20 protein-coding genes and 1 pseudogene are annotated in these 22,926 nt (G+C 37.9%); 10 read left to right on the top strand and 11 right to left on the bottom strand.

What is annotated here, in order from left to right:
• Positions 1–89: 89 nt before the first annotated feature.
• The gene (locus PCIT_RS10510) at positions 90–308 is read right to left on the bottom strand and encodes a helix-turn-helix domain-containing protein (RefSeq protein ID WP_010363046.1); all 219 of its coding nucleotides are present in this window, start codon (positions 306–308) and stop codon (positions 90–92) included.
• Between the two features lie 94 nt (positions 309–402).
• Here PCIT_RS10510 and PCIT_RS10505 point away from each other — a divergent pair, with 94 nt between their 5' ends.
• From PCIT_RS10505 to PCIT_RS10490, 4 genes are all read left to right on the top strand, one after another.
• Entirely contained in the window at positions 403–945 is a 543-nt protein-coding gene (locus PCIT_RS10505) for a hypothetical protein (RefSeq protein WP_010363049.1), read from the top strand.
• 7 nt (positions 946–952) lie between these two features.
• Positions 953–2,362 carry a DEAD/DEAH box helicase gene (locus PCIT_RS10500; protein WP_010363052.1) on the top strand — a complete coding sequence of 470 codons (1,410 nt, stop codon included), beginning with the start codon at positions 953–955 and terminating at the stop codon, positions 2,360–2,362.
• Positions 2,363–2,486: 124 nt separating this feature from the next.
• A complete protein-coding gene (locus PCIT_RS10495; RefSeq protein ID WP_010363054.1) occupies positions 2,487–3,095 on the top strand; it encodes a hypothetical protein in 609 nt (202 codons plus the stop codon).
• Positions 3,096–3,148: 53 nt separating this feature from the next.
• Positions 3,149–3,538 (top strand): antitoxin Xre-like helix-turn-helix domain-containing protein, encoded by a 390-nt coding sequence (locus PCIT_RS10490; RefSeq protein ID WP_010363055.1) that lies wholly within the window; start codon positions 3,149–3,151, stop codon positions 3,536–3,538.
• A 298-nt stretch (positions 3,539–3,836) separates the two neighbouring features.
• Here the strand turns inward: PCIT_RS10490 and PCIT_RS10485 are convergent, their stop codons facing one another.
• Positions 3,837–5,090 carry a type II toxin-antitoxin system HipA family toxin gene (locus PCIT_RS10485; protein ID WP_010363056.1) on the bottom strand — a complete coding sequence of 418 codons (1,254 nt, stop codon included), beginning with the start codon at positions 5,088–5,090 and terminating at the stop codon, positions 3,837–3,839.
• Entirely contained in the window at positions 5,087–5,392 is a 306-nt protein-coding gene (locus PCIT_RS10480) for a hypothetical protein (RefSeq protein ID WP_010363057.1), read from the bottom strand. The genes PCIT_RS10485 and PCIT_RS10480 overlap by 4 nt, the downstream gene beginning before the upstream one ends.
• Before the next feature lie 317 nt (positions 5,393–5,709).
• On the opposite strand from PCIT_RS10480, the gene PCIT_RS10475 reads away from it, so the two are divergent.
• From PCIT_RS10475 to PCIT_RS10465, 3 genes are all read left to right on the top strand, one after another.
• Positions 5,710–5,922 carry a hypothetical protein gene (locus PCIT_RS10475; RefSeq protein WP_010363058.1) on the top strand — a complete coding sequence of 71 codons (213 nt, stop codon included), beginning with the start codon at positions 5,710–5,712 and terminating at the stop codon, positions 5,920–5,922.
• A gap of 497 nt (positions 5,923–6,419) precedes the next feature.
• Positions 6,420–6,974: a hypothetical protein gene (locus PCIT_RS10470; protein ID WP_010363059.1), complete on the top strand. Its 555-nt coding sequence runs from the start codon at positions 6,420–6,422 to the stop codon at positions 6,972–6,974.
• Between the two features lie 239 nt (positions 6,975–7,213).
• The gene (locus PCIT_RS10465) at positions 7,214–8,422 is read left to right on the top strand and encodes an IS256 family transposase (protein WP_192992771.1); all 1,209 of its coding nucleotides are present in this window, start codon (positions 7,214–7,216) and stop codon (positions 8,420–8,422) included.
• A gap of 24 nt (positions 8,423–8,446) precedes the next feature.
• On the opposite strand, the gene PCIT_RS10460 is transcribed toward PCIT_RS10465, so the two are convergent.
• Genes PCIT_RS10460 through PCIT_RS10445 form a run of 4 tightly spaced genes read right to left on the bottom strand, consistent with a single transcriptional unit; the run spans position 8,447 to position 14,593 of the window.
• Positions 8,447–9,826, bottom strand: coding sequence for a tyrosine-type recombinase/integrase (locus tag PCIT_RS10460; RefSeq protein WP_010367505.1), 1,380 nt, complete (start codon positions 9,824–9,826; stop codon positions 8,447–8,449).
• On the bottom strand, positions 9,801–10,325 hold the full coding sequence (locus PCIT_RS10455) for a hypothetical protein (protein WP_010367507.1): 525 nt from the start codon (positions 10,323–10,325) through the stop codon (positions 9,801–9,803). The genes PCIT_RS10460 and PCIT_RS10455 overlap by 26 nt, the downstream gene beginning before the upstream one ends.
• Positions 10,315–12,498 (bottom strand): hypothetical protein, encoded by a 2,184-nt coding sequence (locus PCIT_RS10450; RefSeq protein ID WP_010367509.1) that lies wholly within the window; start codon positions 12,496–12,498, stop codon positions 10,315–10,317. The genes PCIT_RS10455 and PCIT_RS10450 overlap by 11 nt, the downstream gene beginning before the upstream one ends.
• A 25-nt stretch (positions 12,499–12,523) precedes the next feature.
• Positions 12,524–14,593, bottom strand: coding sequence for a hypothetical protein (locus PCIT_RS10445; RefSeq protein ID WP_010367511.1), 2,070 nt, complete (start codon positions 14,591–14,593; stop codon positions 12,524–12,526).
• A 182-nt stretch (positions 14,594–14,775) separates the two neighbouring features.
• On the opposite strand from PCIT_RS10445, the gene PCIT_RS10440 reads away from it, so the two are divergent.
• On the top strand, positions 14,776–15,855 hold the full coding sequence (locus PCIT_RS10440) for a hypothetical protein (RefSeq protein ID WP_010367513.1): 1,080 nt from the start codon (positions 14,776–14,778) through the stop codon (positions 15,853–15,855).
• A gap of 174 nt (positions 15,856–16,029) precedes the next feature.
• Here the strand turns inward: PCIT_RS10440 and PCIT_RS10435 are convergent.
• Positions 16,030–16,419: pseudogene (locus PCIT_RS10435) on the bottom strand (NAD(P)-dependent oxidoreductase); the annotation flags it as partial.
• A gap of 139 nt (positions 16,420–16,558) precedes the next feature.
• Here PCIT_RS10435 and PCIT_RS10430 point away from each other — a divergent pair.
• Both PCIT_RS10430 and PCIT_RS10425 read left to right on the top strand, forming a co-directional pair.
• On the top strand, positions 16,559–17,074 hold the full coding sequence (locus PCIT_RS10430; RefSeq protein WP_010367516.1) for a glutathione peroxidase: 516 nt from the start codon (positions 16,559–16,561) through the stop codon (positions 17,072–17,074).
• The gene (locus PCIT_RS10425) at positions 17,040–18,020 is read left to right on the top strand and encodes a 2-hydroxyacid dehydrogenase (RefSeq protein WP_010367518.1); all 981 of its coding nucleotides are present in this window, start codon (positions 17,040–17,042) and stop codon (positions 18,018–18,020) included. The genes PCIT_RS10430 and PCIT_RS10425 overlap by 35 nt, the downstream gene beginning before the upstream one ends.
• An 88-nt stretch (positions 18,021–18,108) precedes the next feature.
• Here PCIT_RS10425 and PCIT_RS10420 read toward each other — a convergent pair whose 3' ends face one another.
• The 3 genes from PCIT_RS10420 to PCIT_RS10410 are packed head-to-tail and all read right to left on the bottom strand — an operon-like array spanning position 18,109 to position 22,755.
• Positions 18,109–20,640, bottom strand: a complete 2,532-nt coding sequence (locus tag PCIT_RS10420) for a family 20 glycosylhydrolase (RefSeq protein ID WP_010367519.1) — start codon at positions 20,638–20,640, stop codon at positions 18,109–18,111.
• Complete coding sequence (locus tag PCIT_RS10415; RefSeq protein WP_010367521.1) at positions 20,633–21,499, bottom strand: ROK family protein; 867 nt, start codon at positions 21,497–21,499, stop codon at positions 20,633–20,635. The genes PCIT_RS10420 and PCIT_RS10415 overlap by 8 nt, the downstream gene beginning before the upstream one ends.
• Positions 21,496–22,755 (bottom strand): MFS transporter, encoded by a 1,260-nt coding sequence (locus PCIT_RS10410; protein ID WP_010367523.1) that lies wholly within the window; start codon positions 22,753–22,755, stop codon positions 21,496–21,498. Before PCIT_RS10410 ends, PCIT_RS10415 begins: the two co-directional genes overlap by 4 nt.
• Between the last annotated feature and the right edge of the window lie 171 nt (positions 22,756–22,926).

Below are 22,926 nucleotides of genomic sequence, written 5' to 3'. Positions count from 1 at the left end.
TTTATGATTATTAATTATAAAGTTACATGATTTAGTTATGAGAAGCAATCATTTTGATAACATCATTAAAATAACACATAGACTATTACCTACATATCAACTGCAGCTAATATATCAGATGGCTTACAACCCAACGCATTAGCAATATTATTAAGTTTATCTATGGTTAGATTAACTTCTCCTCTCTCTATTTTTCCGAGATAAGTTCTGTTTATCCTGGCGTTAAATGACAGATCTAGTTGAGTGAAGTCTTTTTCAATCCGAAGCAACTTAATTTTTTTCCCTAAAACTTCCGCAATTTCATTCATTTAATAGCCTTAAGATTAAATGAACAAATATGCCATATTGCCTTAACCCACTCGACCGCTTAAAATAACCATTTTGATGCTTATAAGCATCTTTATGGTTGAATTAGGTATTTTTGTGATGAAGATAGACAACATCGTTGGCAACATACTTTCTCTAGATAACGTCAATCACTTTACTGCTGTAGAGTTAAGAACTGCTTATTTAGCAATGAAAGGAGACCCAAATTTAGATCCAAATTATGCGCGTCGCTTTGTGTATACAGAACTATTAAAACTGGTGAAAAAAGGTTGGCTTAGAAAGTCTATATCTAAAAAGAAAGCTATCACGACTTTTGTAAAAACAGAGGACTTTAATCCAAATGAGTTAGATTTCAGAGAAGAATACAAAACTGTAAATTCTGGCAATTCATCAGGTGCAGATGAAGCTATCAACAAACAACTTATTGAACGTCTTGCCCATTATAAAAATGAACTGTTGTCTGGCCTTGGAGAAGCTGATGAGTACAAACAACTATGCAACAAATTTCCTGAGCTATGTACAACATTACAGCCCAAATACAATCTAATTAGGGAGCAAAACAGTAAGCTACTTGGAAGTATAAGAGCTATAGAAAACTTAACGTTAAATAAGCAGTAAAAACAACATGAAATTGAGAAATTGGCAGATTGAGTGTATTGGTTTAGCTCTACAAAAATATAAATCTGGTTTAAAGCATTTTTTAGCTTTAGCAACACCCGGAGCAGGTAAAACTATCATGGCATCAGCACTTGCAAAGCAGATGCTTGAGAACAAATTATGTGACCTTGTTATGTGCTTCTCACCTTCCTCTGTTGTATGCGTTGATTTTAGCAAAGCACTTGAAGAAGTAATTGGCGAAAAGTTCGATGGGTTAATCGGCTCAAAAGGTCAGTCTTTGACTTACCAGAGTATGCAATATCTCGATAGTGACTTTTGGAGTATATTTAAAAAATACCGCGTGTTCGTGATCTTTGATGAGATTCATCATTGTTCTGGTTCGAGTGTTGAAAATGCAAATGCCTGGGGTGAACAGATCATTTTGAACATTCAGAGAAGCGCTAAGTTTACCATTGCACTAACTGGTACTCCTTGGCGTTCAGATGCTTCTCCGATTGCACTTGCAACATACTCTGATATTACAGATAAAGTTCAATGTGATTACGTTTATGGGCTAGCAGACGCAATTAAAGATAAAGTGTGTCGTATTCCTAAGGTAATAGCTATTGATAATGACAATATATCTTTGCAAGAACATGATGGGGAAAAGTCGTTTAATAGTTTCAAAGAGCTATTGACTCAATCAGTATTTCCTTATCTAGAGATCATATACAACGAAACGTTAATTATACATTTAATCGAGCAAGCCAATCAAAAGCTAAACCTATTACGAAAAAGCTCGCCTTCTGCGGGAGGTCTTATTGTTGCCTCTTCTGTAGATCATGCTCACCTAATTTCAAAACTATTGTTCGAACACTTTGATGAAAAAGCAACGATAGTTACTTACTTAGAAGATGAACCAACAAAAATAATTCATAGCTATCGATATAGTTGTTCTAAGTGGGTGATCTCAGTTGGAATGATAAGTGAGGGAACGAATGTCCCACGTTTGCAGGTTTGTTGTCACCTAACCAATATAAAAACGGAAATGCATTTCAGACAAATTCTTGGGCGTATTTTACGTATGACCAATGAACCAAATCAGGAAGCAATCCTATATATGCCAGCCGAACCTAAGCTTATAGAGTATGCATATCGTATTTCTCAAGACGTTCCCGTAGAGGCTGGTGTTGTTCACTTTGAAAAAATTAGTGCCAATTTTAAAGCCATCAAAAGCTCGAAGTTAGAGAATAAGAAAAAACAAAGTTCACACCATAAAACTAGTTTAGAGCTCGTAACACTGCCTAACAGTTATAAAACTAATGCTTTAGATGATGATAAAGATAATCTGCTTTCTGCCACCTATGAGAGCATGGTAAATATTTTCGGGAAGTATAAACAGGAAGCGCTTGATATCGAGCTAAAGCTATTAGGTTAACGATAAAATTATTCCAGCTTACGATGAACGATCACATTTAATCGATGACAAACGATTCTTCTGTAGGGTATTCGTGTTTTCATGTACGGTCGCGTCATACAAAATCAAGTAAGTATGAAAACTAATGGCAGTACATTTACCCTTTTCTGAAGACGAATTAAGCGAAAAAGTTCGAGTATGGTTGCTCATTTTAAGTAACAGCAACTTGTTAGCACAACATCCTGATATAGAGGGTAATAGCTTTGTAGTACTCAACACAATTTTGCAAATGACTTGTGATATTTTTGCTCCCATTGATGTGCTGCTTTCAATGAAAAGCTTAGAGGCTAAAGAGCAACACGTATTTTTCCAATATGCTGATGGTATATATAAGCTGCCGTGTACTAGCTATATTGAACATACATTTTCTGGTGAGCAGTTTTGCATTGACTCCGGCTTTAAATCAATGGCTCTGAATAAAGTATTTTGTGATCTAAAACACAAAATATGTGAGTCAAACCAAAATTTCAGTAACAGGCTAAAATTGGCAATACACTGCTTTGAGTTAACCGATATTACGATTATTCAATCAAACCTATTATCTTTATTTGGTTATTCAATCGACCAGATTAACTATTTGATGCCAGCAAATAGAAAACTGACTAACAAGGATAGTGTTATGCCTTTAAGTCAAACTGAAGTAGATCATGCTTATGGGCTTTACTTAAAGACACTTTTGCAATATTCATTGTAGTGAATAAATAATATCTGCTATTAAACAAGCTCATGAAATTTGAGAGGTGCAATTTGAAAGAGCCAAACAAAGAAAAGTTATCAAAAGCTACGCCAACCGCGTTAAGGGTGGTTATTAAAATCATGGAGTCATGGTCATGTAGTCGCTCTCAAATGTCCATCATATTGGCAATCCCTCGAAGCACACTTAGCCGCTATATAAAAACACCAGAGAAAGCTAGTCTCTCACGCGATCAACAAACACGACTGAGCTACATTCTAAATATTTACCAATTAATTCGACTGATATTTAACAATCAAGTCAATGTCGATAACTTCATGTTCCTAAAAAACTATAACAGCGAATTTAATGGAAGAAGGCCTGTTGACTTGCTGCTTGAAGGCAGCATAGAAAATATGCGAGTCACCTATCGGCACATCGAAAATTTGGTTTATGGTCGCTAGTAAATCTAAAGATAGTTTCATTTAACTAACTTACATGTTGAAAACCAAACCATAAATTGAATCAAAAACGTCGAAAACCAAACCATGAATCCTATACCAACATGCTCAGCTCTTATATTTATTTATTAACGCCAAACGGCACTATACTTAAGAATATTTTATTTATAGATAGTTTCACCTAGAGCGCTTCACGCGCAACTATCTACCTTTTTTATATAGATAGTTGCGTACGAAGGGAGTGTTTGACTATTTTCTGGTCAATTAATGCTTAAGCCTAAAATCCAAGGTTGTGATTATTCTATACTCTAAATGCTTTTTGCATTCCAAGTTGCTCTTGCCTGCTAATACCAATGCCAGATGCTATCACTTCCCAATTTTTCACTGAGAGCATCACATCATCATAGATTTTCTTAGCTTCAGATTCTTTCAAGTTAAAGTAATCAGCGACACTAAATGCCAAGTCATAATCGAGCTCGTTTGATATGTCGTCAATGTTAAGTTGCAAGCCGGTCATATCAATAGACGGGGTTAAATCATAAGCAGGTGAAAGTGCCCATCCTTTTTTTGTCAGTAAGAAGCCGTGATTTCGTAGATGGTCATCTGTATTAGATACAGCTATATTAAACACAATACGGCGCCATAGTTGCGCTAAATCTTTTTGAGTTTGTGAGCCATTTACTGTTAAAAATTCTGCTAGCTCTAAATAGCTTGCATCTTCTGTTTCGTCTCTGCCATCATAGTATTGAAGTTGAGTCATAGCTGATGAAAAATGTATTCGCTGACCTTTATCCCGGTCGAATCGTTTAGTGATAAACGTATGATGAGTGGAGTTAAACTTTTGAATATCACATGGGTACATGTCAATGCCAGCACCAAGGGCTAACTTGTGACAGACCATTTCCCAAGCGCCAACATCTGTAATGTCGTTACTATTTGGAAACTTGGCTATCCACAGATCATTGTTGTCATCGTGCACACACGCTTTAGGGCGAGCACCACCTAATGAAGAGCCAGGTGCAATAAGCATACTTAACCAACGGTAATACTCATCACTATCAATGTTTTCATCGTTTTCGATCATCATTGAGGCGTATTCTAGTTGTTTAAGTGAGGCCATTGGCGATGCGGCATACTCAGCATTATCATCTAAAAAATTACCCTCTGGTGCTGTTTTGAATCGTAAGCCACCCATTCGGTATGAGTCATGAACGCCAAGTAAATAGTCCATGGCTGTCATTCTGGCGGTCGCTCTGTGGCCATTTTTAAAATCGAGCGCTGCTCGTCGTTTCATTAATAACTCGCCCCAACGGTCTGGACAAGAATCAAGAAACACGCTGAAGTTCTTAGCGCTCCTGTCGTTATAGTGTTCGCCAGATGTTAATGCCAGTGATGGGTCTAACTGCATGCGAAATGGAGATTTTAAGAAATCTCTATCGTATTCAAAGCTAAATACGCCACCTCGTGATGTTTCCTGAAATAAAAGGTGGCCAGCTAAAGTAGGCTCTTTTATTGGAAACCAAGAAGCATAAACTTCAGCGGTAACTAGGCTCATCGCTTTTTCACCAGTAGCTTCATGTCCTGAAGCTTTCTTCCCAATTCATCATTACCAGCCATCTCAGCAAAGTTACTTTCCATGCCAAATACCGCCATCACTTTTAAGTAAGCGCCAATGGCTACACCTGGGTCGCCGTTGAATACTTTATTTATTGTCTTCGGATCTAGTCCGGTGCGCTCAGATACCAATGACTTAGTAAATTCCCTTCGTTTCATAGCGAGAAATAAGTCTTCACCAAAAGTGGTAAGGATCTTCTTTTGTTTGGGAAACAGTTTTTTGTGACCAGCTACACTTGCCATACTCAACTCGCAAGGGATTATTATCCCGTTATTTACACCCTAATATGGATAATTATCCCTTAAAAATAAAATCATTCAAGTTTGAGTTTTAAGGTAGCTGTTTTGATTAGGGATAATTATCCCGTTAATTGCATTGTAAAGAGGATAGCTATCCATTTTAATGAAAATTCGAGTGCGTCATTAGATACTCATGGTTTCAATAACGCCTCATAATTGAAGTAAAAATTGTATAAGTGTTAGATTGCTAAAATAACTTTAATAAAGAAATATCTATCCGCGTTTAATCCACTCAGAACGCAATAAGAAGAGAACAAAAAATGAAAATAACTATCCCTGTAGCAGAATTCAATGGTAACGCAGAGGTTGTTATGCCAGAAGCTAGAAAGGTTACTTTAAGTGACAAAAGTGTTGCTGATATCGTAAATCATGCCTTGCAACTAGTTGTAGCTGAGGATAACGAAGTTGATAACTCACTTATCATGAATGAGCTAGCTGATGCACTTGACGCTTACGGTATTTACAATAACTAGCCCGAACATTAATAATTAATATCGTCAATAATTAAGAATTCTTGTCACAGTTATTGTAATGGAGTGAGTCAGGAGTTCACTCATTTGATAATGATGGTGAATGATTTCACAATATCACGCCAACCAATACGCTTTTTTCAAAGTCTTTAATTGAAAAGGACATTATTACAATCGCTCAGAGCTGTTTTATACAGTTCAAGTTTATGAGTTATGGGTTTTCAATATCGTAATCTCTGATTTCGATTATTCTTCTTATATCTCGAATGTCTTTAGGTGGTATAAATAGTTCATGCTGTTGTGATTTCTTATTATTTTGATTAGTGTTGGGTTTAATATAATTTTTGAAGCCTTATTTGTTCACCTATTTATGGTTTATCGCCATTTCAACTTATGGTTTATCGCCATTTCAACCTTAATATGTTGGGTGCCAAGAAATGTCTGACTAATAAGCTGTAATAGGTCTCGAGCTAATATTAATATTTTGGAACTATTAAATTATGGATTTAGAAGAATCGTGGTATCACGGAACTCGAACTGAAAATATTACGAAGTTTTGGCCTTTATCGCACTTTGGAGATGTGGAATCTGCAAAAATGGTTTGTGCAAATAAAAAGTACAAAGATGGCCATAACGGGGATCCCTATATAGTTGAAGTGAAGTTAAAAATAAATGAAAACGAAGTATTTGAATTTATCGATGTAGGGTCTCCAAACCCAAAAAGTTTCGCAGTAGAAATGCTTAAAGAACGATGGCGAAATAAAATATCTGATGAGTTAGCCAAAGATATCGAAGAAGTCAGAGTTAAACTTATAAATGCAAAAAAAGAAGCTAATGGCAAAACAGACCTTCTTAAAGAAAGAAAAGAATTTGCTGAAGTGTTAATTAAACACGGTATTAAGGCAATTAGTTACCCAAATGTAGTAGAAAGTAAGACAAAAGAAGAAGTAAGTCTTTGTATCATAGATTCATCGGCTATTGAAATTATTAGCCATATTGCTTTTTGTGAGAGTGAAGCTGAAAGGCTATGGAATATATCTTCTAGGAATCAATAATATATGAAATGATGGTGTTATTACCGCAAGAAAATGGCACCATGAAACTAATAAATTTCAATGGGCTCTAAAAGCAAACCTGACAGGTCATGTCTGATCTGGTACATCTGAGCTAATACAAATACAGCTAACTAGTTGCCGATAAAAGCTCCGCCAAAAGACTGTCAATTTTATAGAGCCTGTAATTTAAATTGTGTATCTGCTTATAATTAAGCCAGTAATGGCTGAGGATAAGCAATATGGATAAGAAAGCTCTAGAAGCCTTCGCTCGCGAAGCAGCTAAGTCGATTAAGACTCCTTCTGATCTTGATGACTTTAGGAAAATGTTAACCAAGGTGACGGTTGAGACAGCCTTAAATGCTGAACTTAATGAGCACCTCGGTTACGAAAAAAACTCACCAACTAACGATAGTAACAGTCGAAATGGCTACTCATCTAAACGCCTAATTACAGACGATGGTGAGATCCAGTTAGAAGTCCCTCGTGACCGTGACGCGTCCTTTGAACCCAAGCTTGTTCGTAAACATCAAACCCGATTTCAATCGATGGACGACAAGATCTTAAGCCTATATGCCAAAGGAATGACCACCCGTGAAATCGTCGCAACATTCAAAGAAATGTACGATGCGGATATCTCCGCCAGTCTAATATCTAAAGTTACAGATGCTGTTTTAGAACAAGTGGTTGAGTGGCAATCTCGCCCGCTTGATACGGTCTATCCCATCGTTTATCTCGATTGCATCGTCGTGAAAGTACGCCAGAATAAACAGGTTATCAACAAAGCCATTTATCTCGCACTTGGCGTAAATATGGAAGGTCAGAAAGAACTTCTTGGGATGTGGATGTCCGAAACCGAAGGAGCGAAGTTCTGGCTTAGCGTGCTCACCGAACTTCAAAATCGAGGCGTGAATGATATCCTCATCGCGTGTGTAGATGGCCTGAAGGGCTTTCCTGATGCCATCAACGCTGTTTATCCAAAAACTCAAATTCAGCTCTGTATCGTACACATGGTGCGAAACTCAATGAAATACGTCCCATGGAAAGACTACAAGGCAATTACCGCTGACTTAAAAGAAATCTATCAAGCAACAACGGAAGATGAAGCCCTGTTGGCGTTAGAGCACTTTGGTGATAAATGGGATGAAAAGTACCCTCAAATCAGCCGCTCCTGGACGGCTCATTGGGATAATCTCAATACTCTATTTAGCTACCCTCAAGATATTCGTAAAGCTATCTACACGACAAATGCTATTGAATCTCTGAACAGTGTGATCAGAAAAGCGACCAAGAAACGTAAACTGTTCCCGACAGATGAATCCGCTAGCAAGGTGGTGTACTTAGCGATAATGGATGCTTCCAAGAGGTGGACAATGCCTATTCATAACTGGAAGCAAGCTCTAAACCGTTTTATGATTATGTTTGAAGACCGACTAACTGAATACTTGTAACTAAGAGCAGTTACACAGAATTATTTACAGGGTCATTTTATAAAATAGTTGTTGTTTAGAAAGTTTATCTATTTCTAGCTCGCCTTTAATAATTTGTATTTCTCGATATGCTCCTTCAAGCTTAGAGCGCATTTCTAATACCTTATCTGCAGTACCCCATGCGTCTAATTCAGCAAAAGCTAAATCAATGTAAGGTCTTAAACTTTCGGGGTTGGAATGACCTGACAAAGAAGCTACTTTGGTCAATATAGAGTTCGCAACATCTATTGGTAAATCACCTTTTCTAAAGTCTTTTAAACGGGTTGCAACTTGAATAGTGATAAACCTGTGACGAAACATATGAGCACATGTTTTTTCATTGATATTCGCTGCTCTTCTGAGATCTGACACTAACTTAGAAATGTAGGTTTCATACAATTTCGATCCGTTGTTTAAGTTGATGAACAACGATCTAGGGTCTGCACTGATTTTACCATTTTTAATTAGTTCTTTTACCTTCTTTTTCCTAAATGTATTAATATATCGCGCAATTGGTTCTATCCATTGTTTCGCAACAGGCACTTCACGTTCATTATTGTTGCTTTTCGCTGTCCTCAGCATTAGTCGCTCAGTAGTAAGTGCCAATTCAATATCATCAATTGTTAGTTCAGCAACTTCTACACGCCGTCCTCCTGTAGCCTCAAGTAATTTTAAAATACATTCATTTCTCTTTCTAACCTGAATATTTAACGTTGTTTCTCGTAATGCATCATATAACTTAGTGATATTTTCATGACCTATTGCGAAAATTTTTTTAGGAGTGTTGTTGTCCGGAATGTGTCTATGATGGATATATTTCTGACGAGAGGTTTTTCCCGTTTTGCTTTTGGTCTTTATAGTGTTATATGAAATAGTGATTTGATTACCAATATCCTCTCCAATAAGTTTGTTGTGATAAAGCATGTGTCGTTGATACCAAAACAAAAACGTTAACGCACTTCTCATGATAGTGCCGATTTGGGTATTTTTTCTTTTTTTTGAATTAGGCCTTTTAGTGTCGATTTCTTCTTTTAAATTTTTAGCCCACCTCTTGAGGTCATCATCGTACAACGATGTAAAATCTTTACTGTGATAATTATGTACAAATCTAACAAAATGCGAAATTAAACTAGCATGTGTATTCGAGCTTCCTCCATTTGAATTTCTTATTCCCTTTGAATTAGACCTAGCTAAATAGGATTTTCCCCGTTCCATAAGCCATATTGTTATTGGCCAACACACACTTCCATCAGGCCAAAACATAACTGGAATATTTGGCGCGTTAACAAGTGTAGAACCGTTTTCGTTACTAAAATCTACCAGTTGGCATTCATTACTTGTTTTCTTCCAAAGTTGCCTATTATTCATCTTTAGTTTTTTTACCATTGATAACGCTCAGGGTTACATCGATGTTCGCATATCGTTTCAAATGTCTAGAAAATAAACCGGCGAAGTCAGCATCATTTCTTGCTTGAATGTGGCAAATCTCAAGGAGGTGTTTATATTGTTCAGAAAAACGGAGAATATCATTTAGATATGATTGAGCTAGGTAATCAGACTCGTCTAGCTTTCGCTGAAGGTCTTTTTTTGATCCTCGTGATGTCTCTTTTTGTTTGTTTTTTTTAATTATTGCTTGTAACGCTCTTTTTCTCAGTGTGTCAAGGCTTTTCCAGCCATTTGGTAAAACCTCATCAGCATAATGCTTCCAGCAGTTTAAACTCATAGGCACTATGCTCTCATGTGGTAAATCAAGATGAGCAAACCTTTTTTGATCTTCAAAAAATGAAATATCGATGTTTTTTGCCGTTTTAACGTCTGAAATGATACGTTCTAGGAGGTTGAATGTATTAGTGATGCTGGTAAATTTAGAATTATCATTGCTCATTTAGTTTTCCCTCCAAAGCAATTTCAAATACCATTTTATGCTTTACATTTTGAGCTGTAATAAATGAATGAGGTCTAACTTTATAAACTCCTTCTTCAAGTAATTCTTCGAGGTAAAGTTCCAGATCGCTTTTTTCAATAACTTCTATATCTTCACATTGAAAGTGCTGCATGGCTATATTTCGAAGTATGTTTAAAGAACCTTCGTTATCAGCACCTCTATTAGAATTGAGCATAGCTTCGGCAGAATATACAGCCTCGACCCGGGTTAACTCTTTACCTCCAATAATCTCCTTTATATATGCATATGTGTGTTCAGTTTCAACGTGGCCCAACATCCAGGATATAGCAGCCAAATTTGCAAACTTAAACTGCCAGAAAAAGACTATTGCAAAGAATCTACGAAATTCATGAGATTTCGGATACCACCTTCTGTTTACTTCTACAGTGTCTAGGTTTATGTAGTCGCAAAAATGGAAAACAAACAGGTCAATGCTCTTATTTGATGGTTTATTATTGTCATAATTCTGAGCGTTATAAGGAACTGAGAATAAATAAGCTTTATTTGATTTACCATAAATCTGTTTCAGTCCTTTATGTAATTTTTCTAATAAAAATATAGCTCTAGCAACTATATTTGGAATTGGCCTCCTAATTTTTGTCCGCTTACCTTCAAACTCTGATTTTCGCAAATAAAACTCAAGTTCATACGAACCATGGGAGCCTTTAACACAACCACACTTTAGTTCAGCTAGCTCCATTCTTCTTCTCGCAGAGAAAGATGCTATAAGGCAGTATGTTGAAGCAAACAAAAGTTTTACTGAATCATTTAGCGTCATTTTAGTTCTGCTAATGCTAGCACAAGGATGACCTCCAAATTCATTTCGAATAAAACCTACTTCATTTCTCCAGACTGATATTTCCTTGTGGATGTTTAACTTTCTTAGTCGTTGCGGAAATACCAACTCTTTGAAACATTCTTCTTTAAGCTCACTTCTAGGCTTATTCCATATCCCTTTATTTTTATCTTCTATTTCTCGCCAAATAATTTTCCAGTCGAGGTAAGTATCAATGATGTCATCGCCGTATTCGATAATGTACTCGATACTTAAATCGATTAACTTTAACGCTATTTCAGGTGGTGTGGTCCGATGATGCTTATCTCCTCCAGCACCAAAATGAATAGCTAGTTTAGTAAAGTTGATCGACGTCAAAACTTTTTGGTCGGGTAACCCTTTAACGTAAGGTGATAAAGCACGAAAAACTTCCAACAAATCGGTAATATGTCTACTGGAGCCTAAAGTTGCTGGGATCAAGGCTTTTTCTTCGAGGCTTAAATAATCTGAAGGAAGATACTCAATCGTTTCATACCTGCCAGCTAAATCTACTTTTTCAAAATCTTCAGCCATTTCAAACTGGCGTAAAAATAGCCTAGTTTTACATCCGATTTGAATATTGCGTGTTTTAATGAAAGCGCTCAAGAAATTTTTATTTAAAACATATGCAACACTATCATTGTCAATATCAGTAAATGAACGTGTATACACTTTATGGTAAAATCCGTTTAGATATAACCATGCTCTCAGTTTGCTAGATTCATCTATAGAAAATGTTATTAAATTAAGATTAACCCAGTCTGACCGAATTATATTTTTGGGGATTGAATGCAACTTTCTTGATACATACTCCATTGTACTAGTGTCGGCTAGCAACTTTTCGAATCCCGTTTGTGTTCGCTTAATTAGTCCTTGCAAACCATCTTTGCCGTCATTAACAAATATTCTAATTAAATCTCGAATAGCGTCACTATCAAGTCTAGCAAAGCCATATTTTTTGGTGTTGTATAAATCATTGTTGAGAATTGCCCACTCTGCGACACAAACAATTGAGTGGTAATAATATTTAATTCTTTTACAACTCACATCCCTAGTGGTGTAGTATGGATTCTTTAAGTTGAATAATGTGCGACGACAAGCTTCCAGTAGTATTGAATTACTCAGGTCTACCAGTTTACTTCCATCAGGTAGTACAAAATCCCAACTTAATTCAATCTTTTCTTGACCTGCTTTCAGAACCCAAACATCAGCATAATAGTCTTCCAGCCAGTATGCATCTGGTTTAGTATCATCATTTGGTGGTTCTTCATTTAAAAACGCTAATTGACCATCATACATAGTTAACACCCTTCTATTTCAATTTTTAACTAAATTTAGGAAAAGTAACTTTATCCCTTAATTCATCAGTCCTAATTAACGATTGATGGTATATATAGCTAAGTTCCCGATTCGAAGGATGTTCAGGTAACAATCTATGCAGTGTTTTTGCCAAATCACGCCAAAAGGTTGGACAGTTGGTATCTTGGGAGGGTGGCAAATTTATATCATTAGCATCAATATGCTCCTCATAAAGAAATAGTGCAGCTAAAGAGTCCACAGATATTGAAACTTTAACTTGATTTGTTTTCCCATCTAATTCTTGAGAAGTTTCGAGCCGTTCAGCTTCATTACCATGTGTGCGTAATTTTTGATTCAATATTTCCTTTATTGTAAGAGTATGTTGAGCATCTTTGGCGCCTTCCGGTTCACCCAATAGCATATCCGTTAAGAATGCGTTTAACTCTTCAGTATTATTAAAGTCAGCAGCCTCTAGCATATAATCTTTACCTGCTGTCGCAGCACAAATAATTAAGTTCTGAAATCTCCGTATTATTCTCACATTCATTAAATGTTGAATGGGTTTCGGAATATAGCTATCCATTGCCATTTTCTTTGTATTTCCAAGTACCTTTGCTGCTTTTGCTGCATCCCCCAACGTATCAAACCATGTTATAATCCCTTGAATAACCGGAAGCTTTTTAATTGTTGTAGTTGTTATGTAGTTTTTAAGCTCTTCGTGAGACGCAAGAAACGATTTTTTAGCTACAGCCAGATCATTTCTAGCTAACCGGCCACTTTCGATGTGTCGAGCATTCAGCCCAAATGTTCTTCGGAGCGATTTGTGATTCATTGCTCTGGGAACACCGAAGCTATCTCCGCCATTCACGACTAACCATAATTTCTTATATTTGGGGTTTTTATCGTGTTTCAATTTATTTCTAAAGGGGGTTGTCAAATCAATTAATAAATTTAGTATTTCTTGTGCTTCTTTATCTAAATAACCTGACTTCTCTTCGTGTGCTCGTGCTTTATCAATTGTAAAACGCAATACGTCATTATCTTCGCCTACACTTGTCAATGTTGTGCTTGAATCAGACTCACTTTCTATCTCTGCATTGAGTAGAGAGTACATCCTGAAATTGGGGAATTTTAGAAGAAAGTAAACAAAAAATGGAACAAGAATCCGAGACGTAACTCGACCAAGATACCCATCCAATTCAGTGCTTGTGATTGTATTCTCATTTTTTGATAAGTATTTAAGAGCAAGATCCGGAGACAAACCTAAACCGCAATTTTCATATCCAAGGAATAAACCGTCGTGATTGTTAAAAATATAACACAAGCAGTTTGGTAAAAAGTTAGGGTGGTTGTGGCTAAACAAATGTAACTTGTAGTCGGTATCTTTGTCACGAAATGGTCTACGTCTTAATACAGCATCATTTAGCTTTTTGCGTAAATTACACCAATTTACTTCACTCGCTAACTCTCTGCCTTTTAAATACTTTTCTTTGACATCATTTATTTCTTTCAAGGCCGCGCTCATGAATGCATTTTTTACGGCGCGAAATTCTTGCTCTAATTCATCTAGATACTCATCCTCTGTTCGAGACAAACTAATGTTTATAACAGTTTTATTATCAATAGGATTGTCGCCATTTAATTTCTCTGTTAATTGATTCTTTCTAGTAACATTTCGATTATTGAGCTTCCTATTTCCAGGGGGAATAAGCCCTTTAGCAATAACTTTTTCTTGCATTGCAAATTCAATAAACAGCCGAAATGCCATCCAATAATTATTTCTAGTTGGTAGAGAAGCTTTTAAGTTTGAAGTAGTGTAAATATGTGTTCGAAAACCATAAAGAAAGTCAGTTACTGATTTTTCGCTTTTAAAATCAACAAACGACTGCTGAGCAAAATCAGGCATTTGCAGTAACACCGTACGTACAACGCTATAAGGTGATGAACCGTTGTATCTAGAAAATAAGTCATTGTATGCCTGAACTAACTCTTTGCCTGTTTCCCCCCAAATAGAAAAAGATTCAAAGTTGGGATGGCGAAGAGTAAACCCGTCACTAACAGAAGCTATGTAAGGATTAATATTATCTTCACTCATAGTTTTCTCTCAAAAAGTTTGTATGAAAGCCAGTTTAAAAACATAGTTAGCGATTCTGGTTAAGTGTAGGAGGATCGCTTACGACTTTCGATCCTACAATTTAGGGTCTACACTGTTCATGTTTATTTAATAAATACAGATAGTTGGTTGGCTTTTATGATTTTTTATCGAGGCTTAGTTATATGACTAATGAACGGATTCCTAAAAAAATGGGACGTCCTAAAAAATGTCCAATACAAATAATGCGTACAAAAACGTTATGCCGCAGTCTTTGTTATGAACAAAAGATCCCTTGCAATGCTTACCAATTTGAAAAAGTTTTTGAAACCACGACATACGACCCAAGAGAAGACGACACAATACAGCGAAAGCAAAAATTTTATCGCCTATTCAACGGCGTACATACAATTTCTGAAAGTACGCTTAAACAAATAAGTGAAATGGAGAATACTGAAAACTCGTTAGCTTTATACTATAGCTCTCTTTGGGAGGCATTATCTCCACATAAAACTGATTTTGAAGATGGGATTATTTCATATGATTCCCTTTATCTAGACAAAACAGAAGATCAAAAAATACAAAATTGTCAATTGAACGCTGAAGAGATAAAAGAAAAAGAGCAAACCCTCAAAGAGAGGCAACTACACTGGCTTAGATTCTTTAAAACTCTTAGGCCATCACTTCAAGCAATTGCTTTAAAATGTGACGATGATGGTATGTCAGAAATAAAAGGGGTTAACCAATTTACTTGTAAACAGTTTTTGAAAGAAGGTGATATAGAAGCTCTTGCTTGTGCAATAGCAATACATAGAGCTTCACCGCTGCATGTAAGGGGTTTTAAACTCTCTTCAGCCATAGCAAAACTTGCAGGGTGGATCTTGGCAAATCCAGCCTTTAAAGACAGCAAAAAAGAAATACTCAACATTCTTGTTAATAAATACAGGGCACTTGATGCTGACGTTAGTATATATGATAGAAATTTTTGTCACAGTCTCAATAGACCAGGTTTTGGGCATTTTGATTTGATTAACAAAAATCGTGAATACATTAAATGCTGCGTTAAACTCGGTATAGATATTACCCCTAAAAATCTCAAACATATTTTTGTGACATCTGAGAAAGGTAACAAACAACTAATATTTGAAGAAATGGGAAAGGTATTAAATCATCAAGAATATGAGCTAGCAGATAGCAGTAATGGTCTACGCTGGCTAATTTCAGACCTTAACACACACCTTCGAAATAAAATCAGTATTAACTAGTTTGCATTTAAGGAAAGCGTATAAATTTGAATAGCTGTAAAAGGTGATTATTTTGACAATTGTCAAACGATAAATATAAAAACTAACTCGTGAGAATATGTTAACAAAACTATATAATTCAAATGGATAAATGGTAGCATTATGTATTTTGACAACGAGTTACAATCAACAAAAAGCACCCGCTTGGCCACCCGATACTGGCGCATCAATAAAGTGAACACCTGATTTTTTTGCATTCTCAGCAACTTCACGTGCCACTTTAGCTGAGGTTGTCGTGTGATCGACTAAAATGGTGTCAGCGGCCATACCCGCTATAACGCCTTCATCGCCATACACAACAGATCTAAGGTCGTCATCATTACCTACACACATAAAAACAAACTGCGCACCGATTGCCGCTTGTCTCGGTGTTTCTGCATAGTTGCCTCCGTGCTGTTCAACCCACGTTTGTGCTTTTTGTGTTGTTCGGTTATACACCGTTACGTCATATCCTGCTTGGGCTAAATGCCCTGCCATTGGATAACCCATTACTCCTAATCCGATAAATGCCACTTTGATTGACATAATTCTGTCCTATTTCGCTGATATGGTATTAACAATGGAGATTTTATACCCCAATTAATTGGCGTATAGCAAATTTAAAACACGAATTAGATATTAAAAACACTAATTTACAACATGCCCGTGAAGGAGTATGCGTAAAATGGAAACAATTTATCGGTACAGCGTTCAATTGCTAAACGGTGAAACGCTGCCACTAAAAAAACTAGCAGGTCAGCCAGTTTTGATCACAAATATTGCTAGTAAATGTAGTTTTGCTGGCCAGCTTAGCGCACTGGAGAAAATTTATAAAAAATACAAGCCACTAGGCCTTGAAATTTTAGCATTTCCCTGCAACCAGTTTGGGAGAAATGAGCCTTTAGAAAATGCCATGCTTAAAGAGTTTTACAATAGTCATTTTGACCTGAGCTTTCCAGTATGCAGTAAGGTGCAAGTGAATGGCCCCGATGCTCATCCATTATTTAACTATTTAAAATCAAACACTCGAGGCATCGCACAAAACCGAGCAATTAAGTGGAACTTTACTAAGTTTTTAGTAAACTCAGAGGGCGAGCTCGTCTCAAGATATGCCCCTCGCACCAAACCTGACACCCTAAAACCGGTTATAGAGAGCCATTTATATAATGAAGATCGCCCTATTCAGTTCGCAAAGCTATGAAAAGCCATTTTTTGATGCTGCACAATCACCATACCCAAGTCTAAACCTAACGTATTTCAGCGAACCTTTATCAGAACGCACTGCGCCACTGTGTGAGGGTTTCGATGCCGTCTGTGTGTTTGTAAATGATGATGTGAGTGAACATATACTAAGTCAATTAGCGACCTTAGGAGTGCGCTTTATCGCGCTAAGATGTGCAGGGTTCAATAATGTTGATATAAACGCTGCGAAGTCTCTGAATATAAAGGTAGTCAGAGTGCCCGCCTATAGCCCAGAAGCCGTAGCTGAACATTGTATTGCTCTGATGCTAACGCTAAGCCGTAAAACGCACAAAGCATACAACCGTGTCAGAGAAGACAATTTTGATTTAAATGGCTTATTAGGGTTTAACTTACATAATAAAACCGTTGGCATCATTGGGGCAGGTAAAATAGGCCAAGCGCTGATCTCAATATTAAATGGCTTTGGTGCAAATGTATTGGTTTACGACCCAAATATTGGCGAAGGAAGTTATACTAAGGTGACGCTCGACATGCTTTTGGCGCAAAGTGATGTTATTAGCCTGCACTGCCCTTTAAATGACGCCACCTTTCACATGTTGGATGCACAAGCATTTAGCAAAATGAAAAACGGCGTGATGTTAATTAATACCAGCCGCGGTGCACTGATTGATAGTAAGGCCTGTATTGAGGCACTAAAAGGTCGAAAAATTGGTTATTTAGGGCTCGATGTGTATGAACAAGAGTCAGAACTCTTTTTCAAGGACCGTAGCGCCGAAATAATTCAAGATGATATTTTCACTCGCCTTGTTAGCTTCCCTAACGTACTGATAACTGGCCACCAAGGGTTCTTCACACAAGAAGCACTTACCCAAATAGCCCAAGTAACCATCGAAAACCTTAATGAAGGTAATACCGGTGCAGCGCTTACTAACCAAGTAACATAACGATTAAAACGAAGCATATCGTTGCCACAATATGCTTCGTCAACGTACTACAGTAAAGTGCTATTCCAATATTGTATATCACACTATATTAATGTCTGGTCATTAACTGTGTTCGACCTGCCCTATCTTCTTTTTTAGCTCGTACAGCCAACACCTGTGATAAAGGGATATCACCCTTTGCAAGTTGCCAACCTTGCGCCGTTTTAATTTCAATATCAAACCCAGGTATTGGGGTAAAAAAGGTCGTTTTTCCGTATTTATTTAACCCAATAGCCACATGTGGTACACGATAGAAAACACCTTCTTTGGCAAGCTTCGGCAGCTCCTTGTACCCTAAAATACTGATAAACCGCTGCCAATCAGCCTCTTTTTCTAATTGAGCCGTCTTGTCAAAATACTCGGAAGATACATTATAAATACGCCCTTTTTTATACTCTAATGCCCATTTAGGCTTATGCCATGCTCGCTCGGCAAACGCGAGTAAACGCGGGTATAACATATACTCAGCTTGTTTGTCGGTGCGGATCATTTCAGACCATAAATGCGCTTGAATGCCCGTTGCCATTGCACCTTCCTTTAGGGCACTTTGAATATCTCTTGCCTCGTAATGGTGGAAATGACTATTACGCCATAATTCTGCATGAGCGGGTAAGTTGTCAGGCATAAACTCAAACACTTTGCGAGTATCTACCGCTCTCGTCGCCCAATGGTTACCTCGCTCCATAGGGTGTGATGTGTATGGAAAATCGAAATAGGTTACGTCGGGGTTAGAGATAACAACTTGCCATTTTCTATTCATATGTTCATGTGAAACTACATGTCCGCCCTCTGCCAACGTTCCCCACACATTACTTTGCACGTTTGGCGGCATTTTTTCTGGCCGAACATCGCCTAAACCATCGCTCCATGCAGCAACTTGTATCCCTTTATTAGTGGCCATTTGGCTGATCCGCTCAATAAAATAGCCGTTAAGTGACGCATTACCTTTCAGCAAATCTATACAAGCCGGTGACTTTAACCAAGCACCTGCCGTTTCATCTGCACCAATATGATAAGTCGTTAACGGCACGCCAGCTTGACGATGCAATCGCTGCACCTCGTCTAGCACTTTATCTATAAAAGCATAGGTTTGTGGCAAACATACATTTAACGTATTGTCATTGTAGTGTTGAATAGAGCTATATAAGGTCTTATCATCAACATCAACTAAACGATACTTTTGCGCAGCTGCATGTTTACCTAGCACCATTAAACGCCGATGGCGTTCTTCCATTGATACGATAGCAGCACGAGAATGCCCGGGCATATCAAGCGACGGGATCACAGTAATATGATGCCTATCGGCATAACGAAGAATATCAATATAGTCTTGGCGGCTGTAATACCCATTTACAGGTGATCCCTTATCGTTCCCCGCGCCCAGTTGCGGCAATAAGCAGCGTTGTTCTGATAAATCAAAACAACGATACCCGCCGACCTCAGTAAGCTCTGCAAGTCCATCAATCTCTAATCGCCAACCTTCATCATCTGCTAAATGTAAATGCAGGCGATTTAATTTATAACTAGCCATATGCTTGATGGTGTCAAACACGAACTGTTTAGAGCGGAAATTTCTAGCAGCATCGATATGAAGCCCTCTAAATGCGTAGTGTGGCTCATCTGTGATCTCAACTTCTTTAACAGCTAAAGACTTACCACTTAATAACCCCATCAAGCTTTGCAGTGCATAAAAAGCCCCTGTACTGGTGTTAGCCGTAATATTTATACCCGTTTCTGATACCGATAAAGTGTAGGCTTCATCCCTCGTTTCACTCTTTTTGCGTAATGAGATATCAAGTAACACTCCGCTTTCTCGCTCATTTACTCCTAAAGCCGACATTCTCTCTAAAGCTGCTGAAATATGTGCTCGCTTAATGCCATTAAGAGCTAAGCGAATCCCCCCTGACAGATCAACTATTCTATCTGAAGTAATCTGCATAGAGCTTGGTTTTGGAATGATCCCTTCAGGAGAATTTGTTTCTATCGGTTGGTCGCTATTTTCAAAATGATAACGCGGTCCCATCCAAGGGGTTTTGTCATTTTTACTCGTGCGCAATTGTGATAGTGAAGTAAACGGTGCAAGGTAGGGCTGAGTTTCAAGACCTGTCGTTGCATCTTCATCAACTAAAGTACTTTCAATAACCTTCGCTGCCAACACCTTTTTACTGTCTGAGAGCAAATAATTAGGCATAAACTCAGAACGAGTGATCTGTGAATTTTGAGTATAAAACCGTAGTTTATGCGCTTTCCCAGCAATAAACCCAGTAAAGGACTCTGATGGGCTAATTTTATGCAGATCACCGTTAATATGCGTGATGTCAAACTGCTGATTTGAGCCATGTATGATTGGCATGAGTTGACTAAAATAAATCACCCAACTCTTATCTACGAAATCATAAGGTAATGTGAGTGCAAGCTCAGATAAATAACACTGCGCCACATGTGCAGGGCACGTTGCACTTGCCTCTATCAGTGTATATTTCACATCTAATTGACGTGACATCTTATCTAAATCAACTTGCTCTAATGCAATAGCGTTAAAACTAATAATAAACAACACTGCAATTAAATACTTAACCATTTAATACTTCCTTAGCATGGGGGATTTCATTAATAAATAAAGCAAATGACCCTAGCAAGGGGGCATATTGCAATCGACTAGGCTGCACGCAAAGACGTGATACAAGCATCTCGTGACTATGCTCGCTAAGAGAGGAAAATAAACTGCTTTTGAATAACGAATATGACAAAGAAATAGATCCTCCAAGTACTATTTTATCCGGATCAAACGCCAACAATATCAGAGATAATGCATGACCGAGGTGCACGCCAAATTGATCAAATAACATTTGAGATTTAGCATCTCCGAGCATGGCCTTTTCTGCTTCTTGTGCACCATCAAGCCCCTGCAGTTTAAAAAATTGCCCGCTGCTATACCCTTCTACGATCCCCTCTAAATATGTAAAGCTGCCAAATTCTCCAGCAAAACCATTACTCCCGGTATAGAGTTCTCCGTTAAGTACCACCCCGGAGCCTAACCCAGTCCCTAAGGTGATCCCGACGAAATTATCGCATGGTAAATGTGAACCATACTGGTATTCCCCATACGTAAAACAGTTCGCATCATTATGTACCACAACCGGTAAACCAAATTTACTGCATAGCAGCTCTTTCAATGAGACTGAATGCCAATTCGGAATGTTAACAGTTTCGATAATATAGCCGTCAGCCACTCTAACGCTGCTTGGTACGCCGAGCGAAATGCCAATACAACTCGCATTCAAATGAGAGGTAATAATCTGATATATAAACGCCAACACCTCACGCTTTGAGCCTTGTGAAGGCACATCGTAACGATGTACTTTGCCAAGACCATTTTGCGAAACTTCAACAACATGGGCCTTCGTACCACCTAAATCAATACACAGAACACCGGTCATAATGATTGTGATACCTCTGTTCGACGATTAAATAAACTCACCGTATGATTCTTAATAAGGGGTTTGGCCCACATACCGACACTGAATATATAGACAAGCGGGATCAACAACACCAGCATTGCTAATTGCAAAGAGCCAGCGAGTTCACTCACCAACCCTAAAATGGGAGAAGCAATTGCCCCCCCGACAATCCCCGTGCACAAAATACCCGCCACTGCACCATGGCCTACTTGCATAGAGTTAAGCGCGAGCGAGAACAACACCGACCACATAATAGATAAAAAGAACCCCACGGCCGAAAAGCTCCACAACGATGTTAATTTATTCCCAAATAACGCAAGCAATAAGGCACCTGCTGCACCAATACTGAAGACCATTAATAGCATCTGAGCATCAACAAGCTTCAAAAGTAATAAACCAATCACACAGCCTAATGTCAGAAATAACCAAAATTGGCTTACTGCGGTTGCACCATGAGTTTTTGCATCTAGACCATGATAAGACTGTAAAAACAATGACATTGAATTTGCAACTCCCTGCTCTAAAGCAACATACGCGACAATCGCAAAGAAAAACTTAACAACAATTGGGTTTTTTAACAGTGCTAAACTTTGTTTCATAGTGAGTAATTCATCATCATTACGCACTACCTTTTTTATCGGGGTAATAATAATATAAACCACCATACCCAAGCACAATGCTGCAAACAGCCAATACATACTTAACCACGCCATAGAGCTGGGTACTAACCCGATAAATAAATGACCGACTCCTTTATTGAGCGCAATCCCTTCGACAAAAGCACTATATATGAGCGGAGACAAAGTCGCTGCACCACCAAACATCAGCTGTGCAAGTACTGAGTACATAGCGAAATGTTTACTCCCGCCACTCACACGTAATAATGGGTTTATGGCAACTTGTAAAAGTGCCATCGCACATCCGATGGTAAATAATGCAAACATTGCTACCAAAAAAGACGGGGACAACGCAAAGCTCAAAGATCCAGCGCCAGCCAAGGTGAATGCGAGTAGCATCACCGGCTTTTCTCCTCTCGCCTGCACCAGCAAGCCAGCAGGAATTGACATCACTCCGTATGCTGCAAAAAAAGCAAACGGAAAAAAGCCGGCCAACGTAATACCAATATTAAAGTCATCGATGAGTTCAGGGAAAATCGGGCCAAGTATATTGGTAATAAACGACACCATAAAAAAAGTAATCAATACCAACACCACAACCCTATATTTCACATTCATGTTCATACCTCGAAATTTAGATAAGGCAATAGCGTTAGAGTATGTTCATAACGATATAAACACATGACTCAAGGGGTGCATTGCCTTAGATTTGGGAGATTTTTTGTACTATCAAGCGTTTGCTATAAAGCGCTTTTTATAAAGTAAGTGCCGCTCATGCAGCACTCACTT

Origin of the sequence: Pseudoalteromonas citrea (assembly GCF_000238375.3) — a bacterium.
Classification (GTDB): Bacteria; Pseudomonadota; Gammaproteobacteria; order Enterobacterales; family Alteromonadaceae; genus Pseudoalteromonas; species Pseudoalteromonas citrea.
Note: the sequence above shows the minus strand (reverse complement) of the source record. Positions and strands in the feature narration are given on the sequence as shown.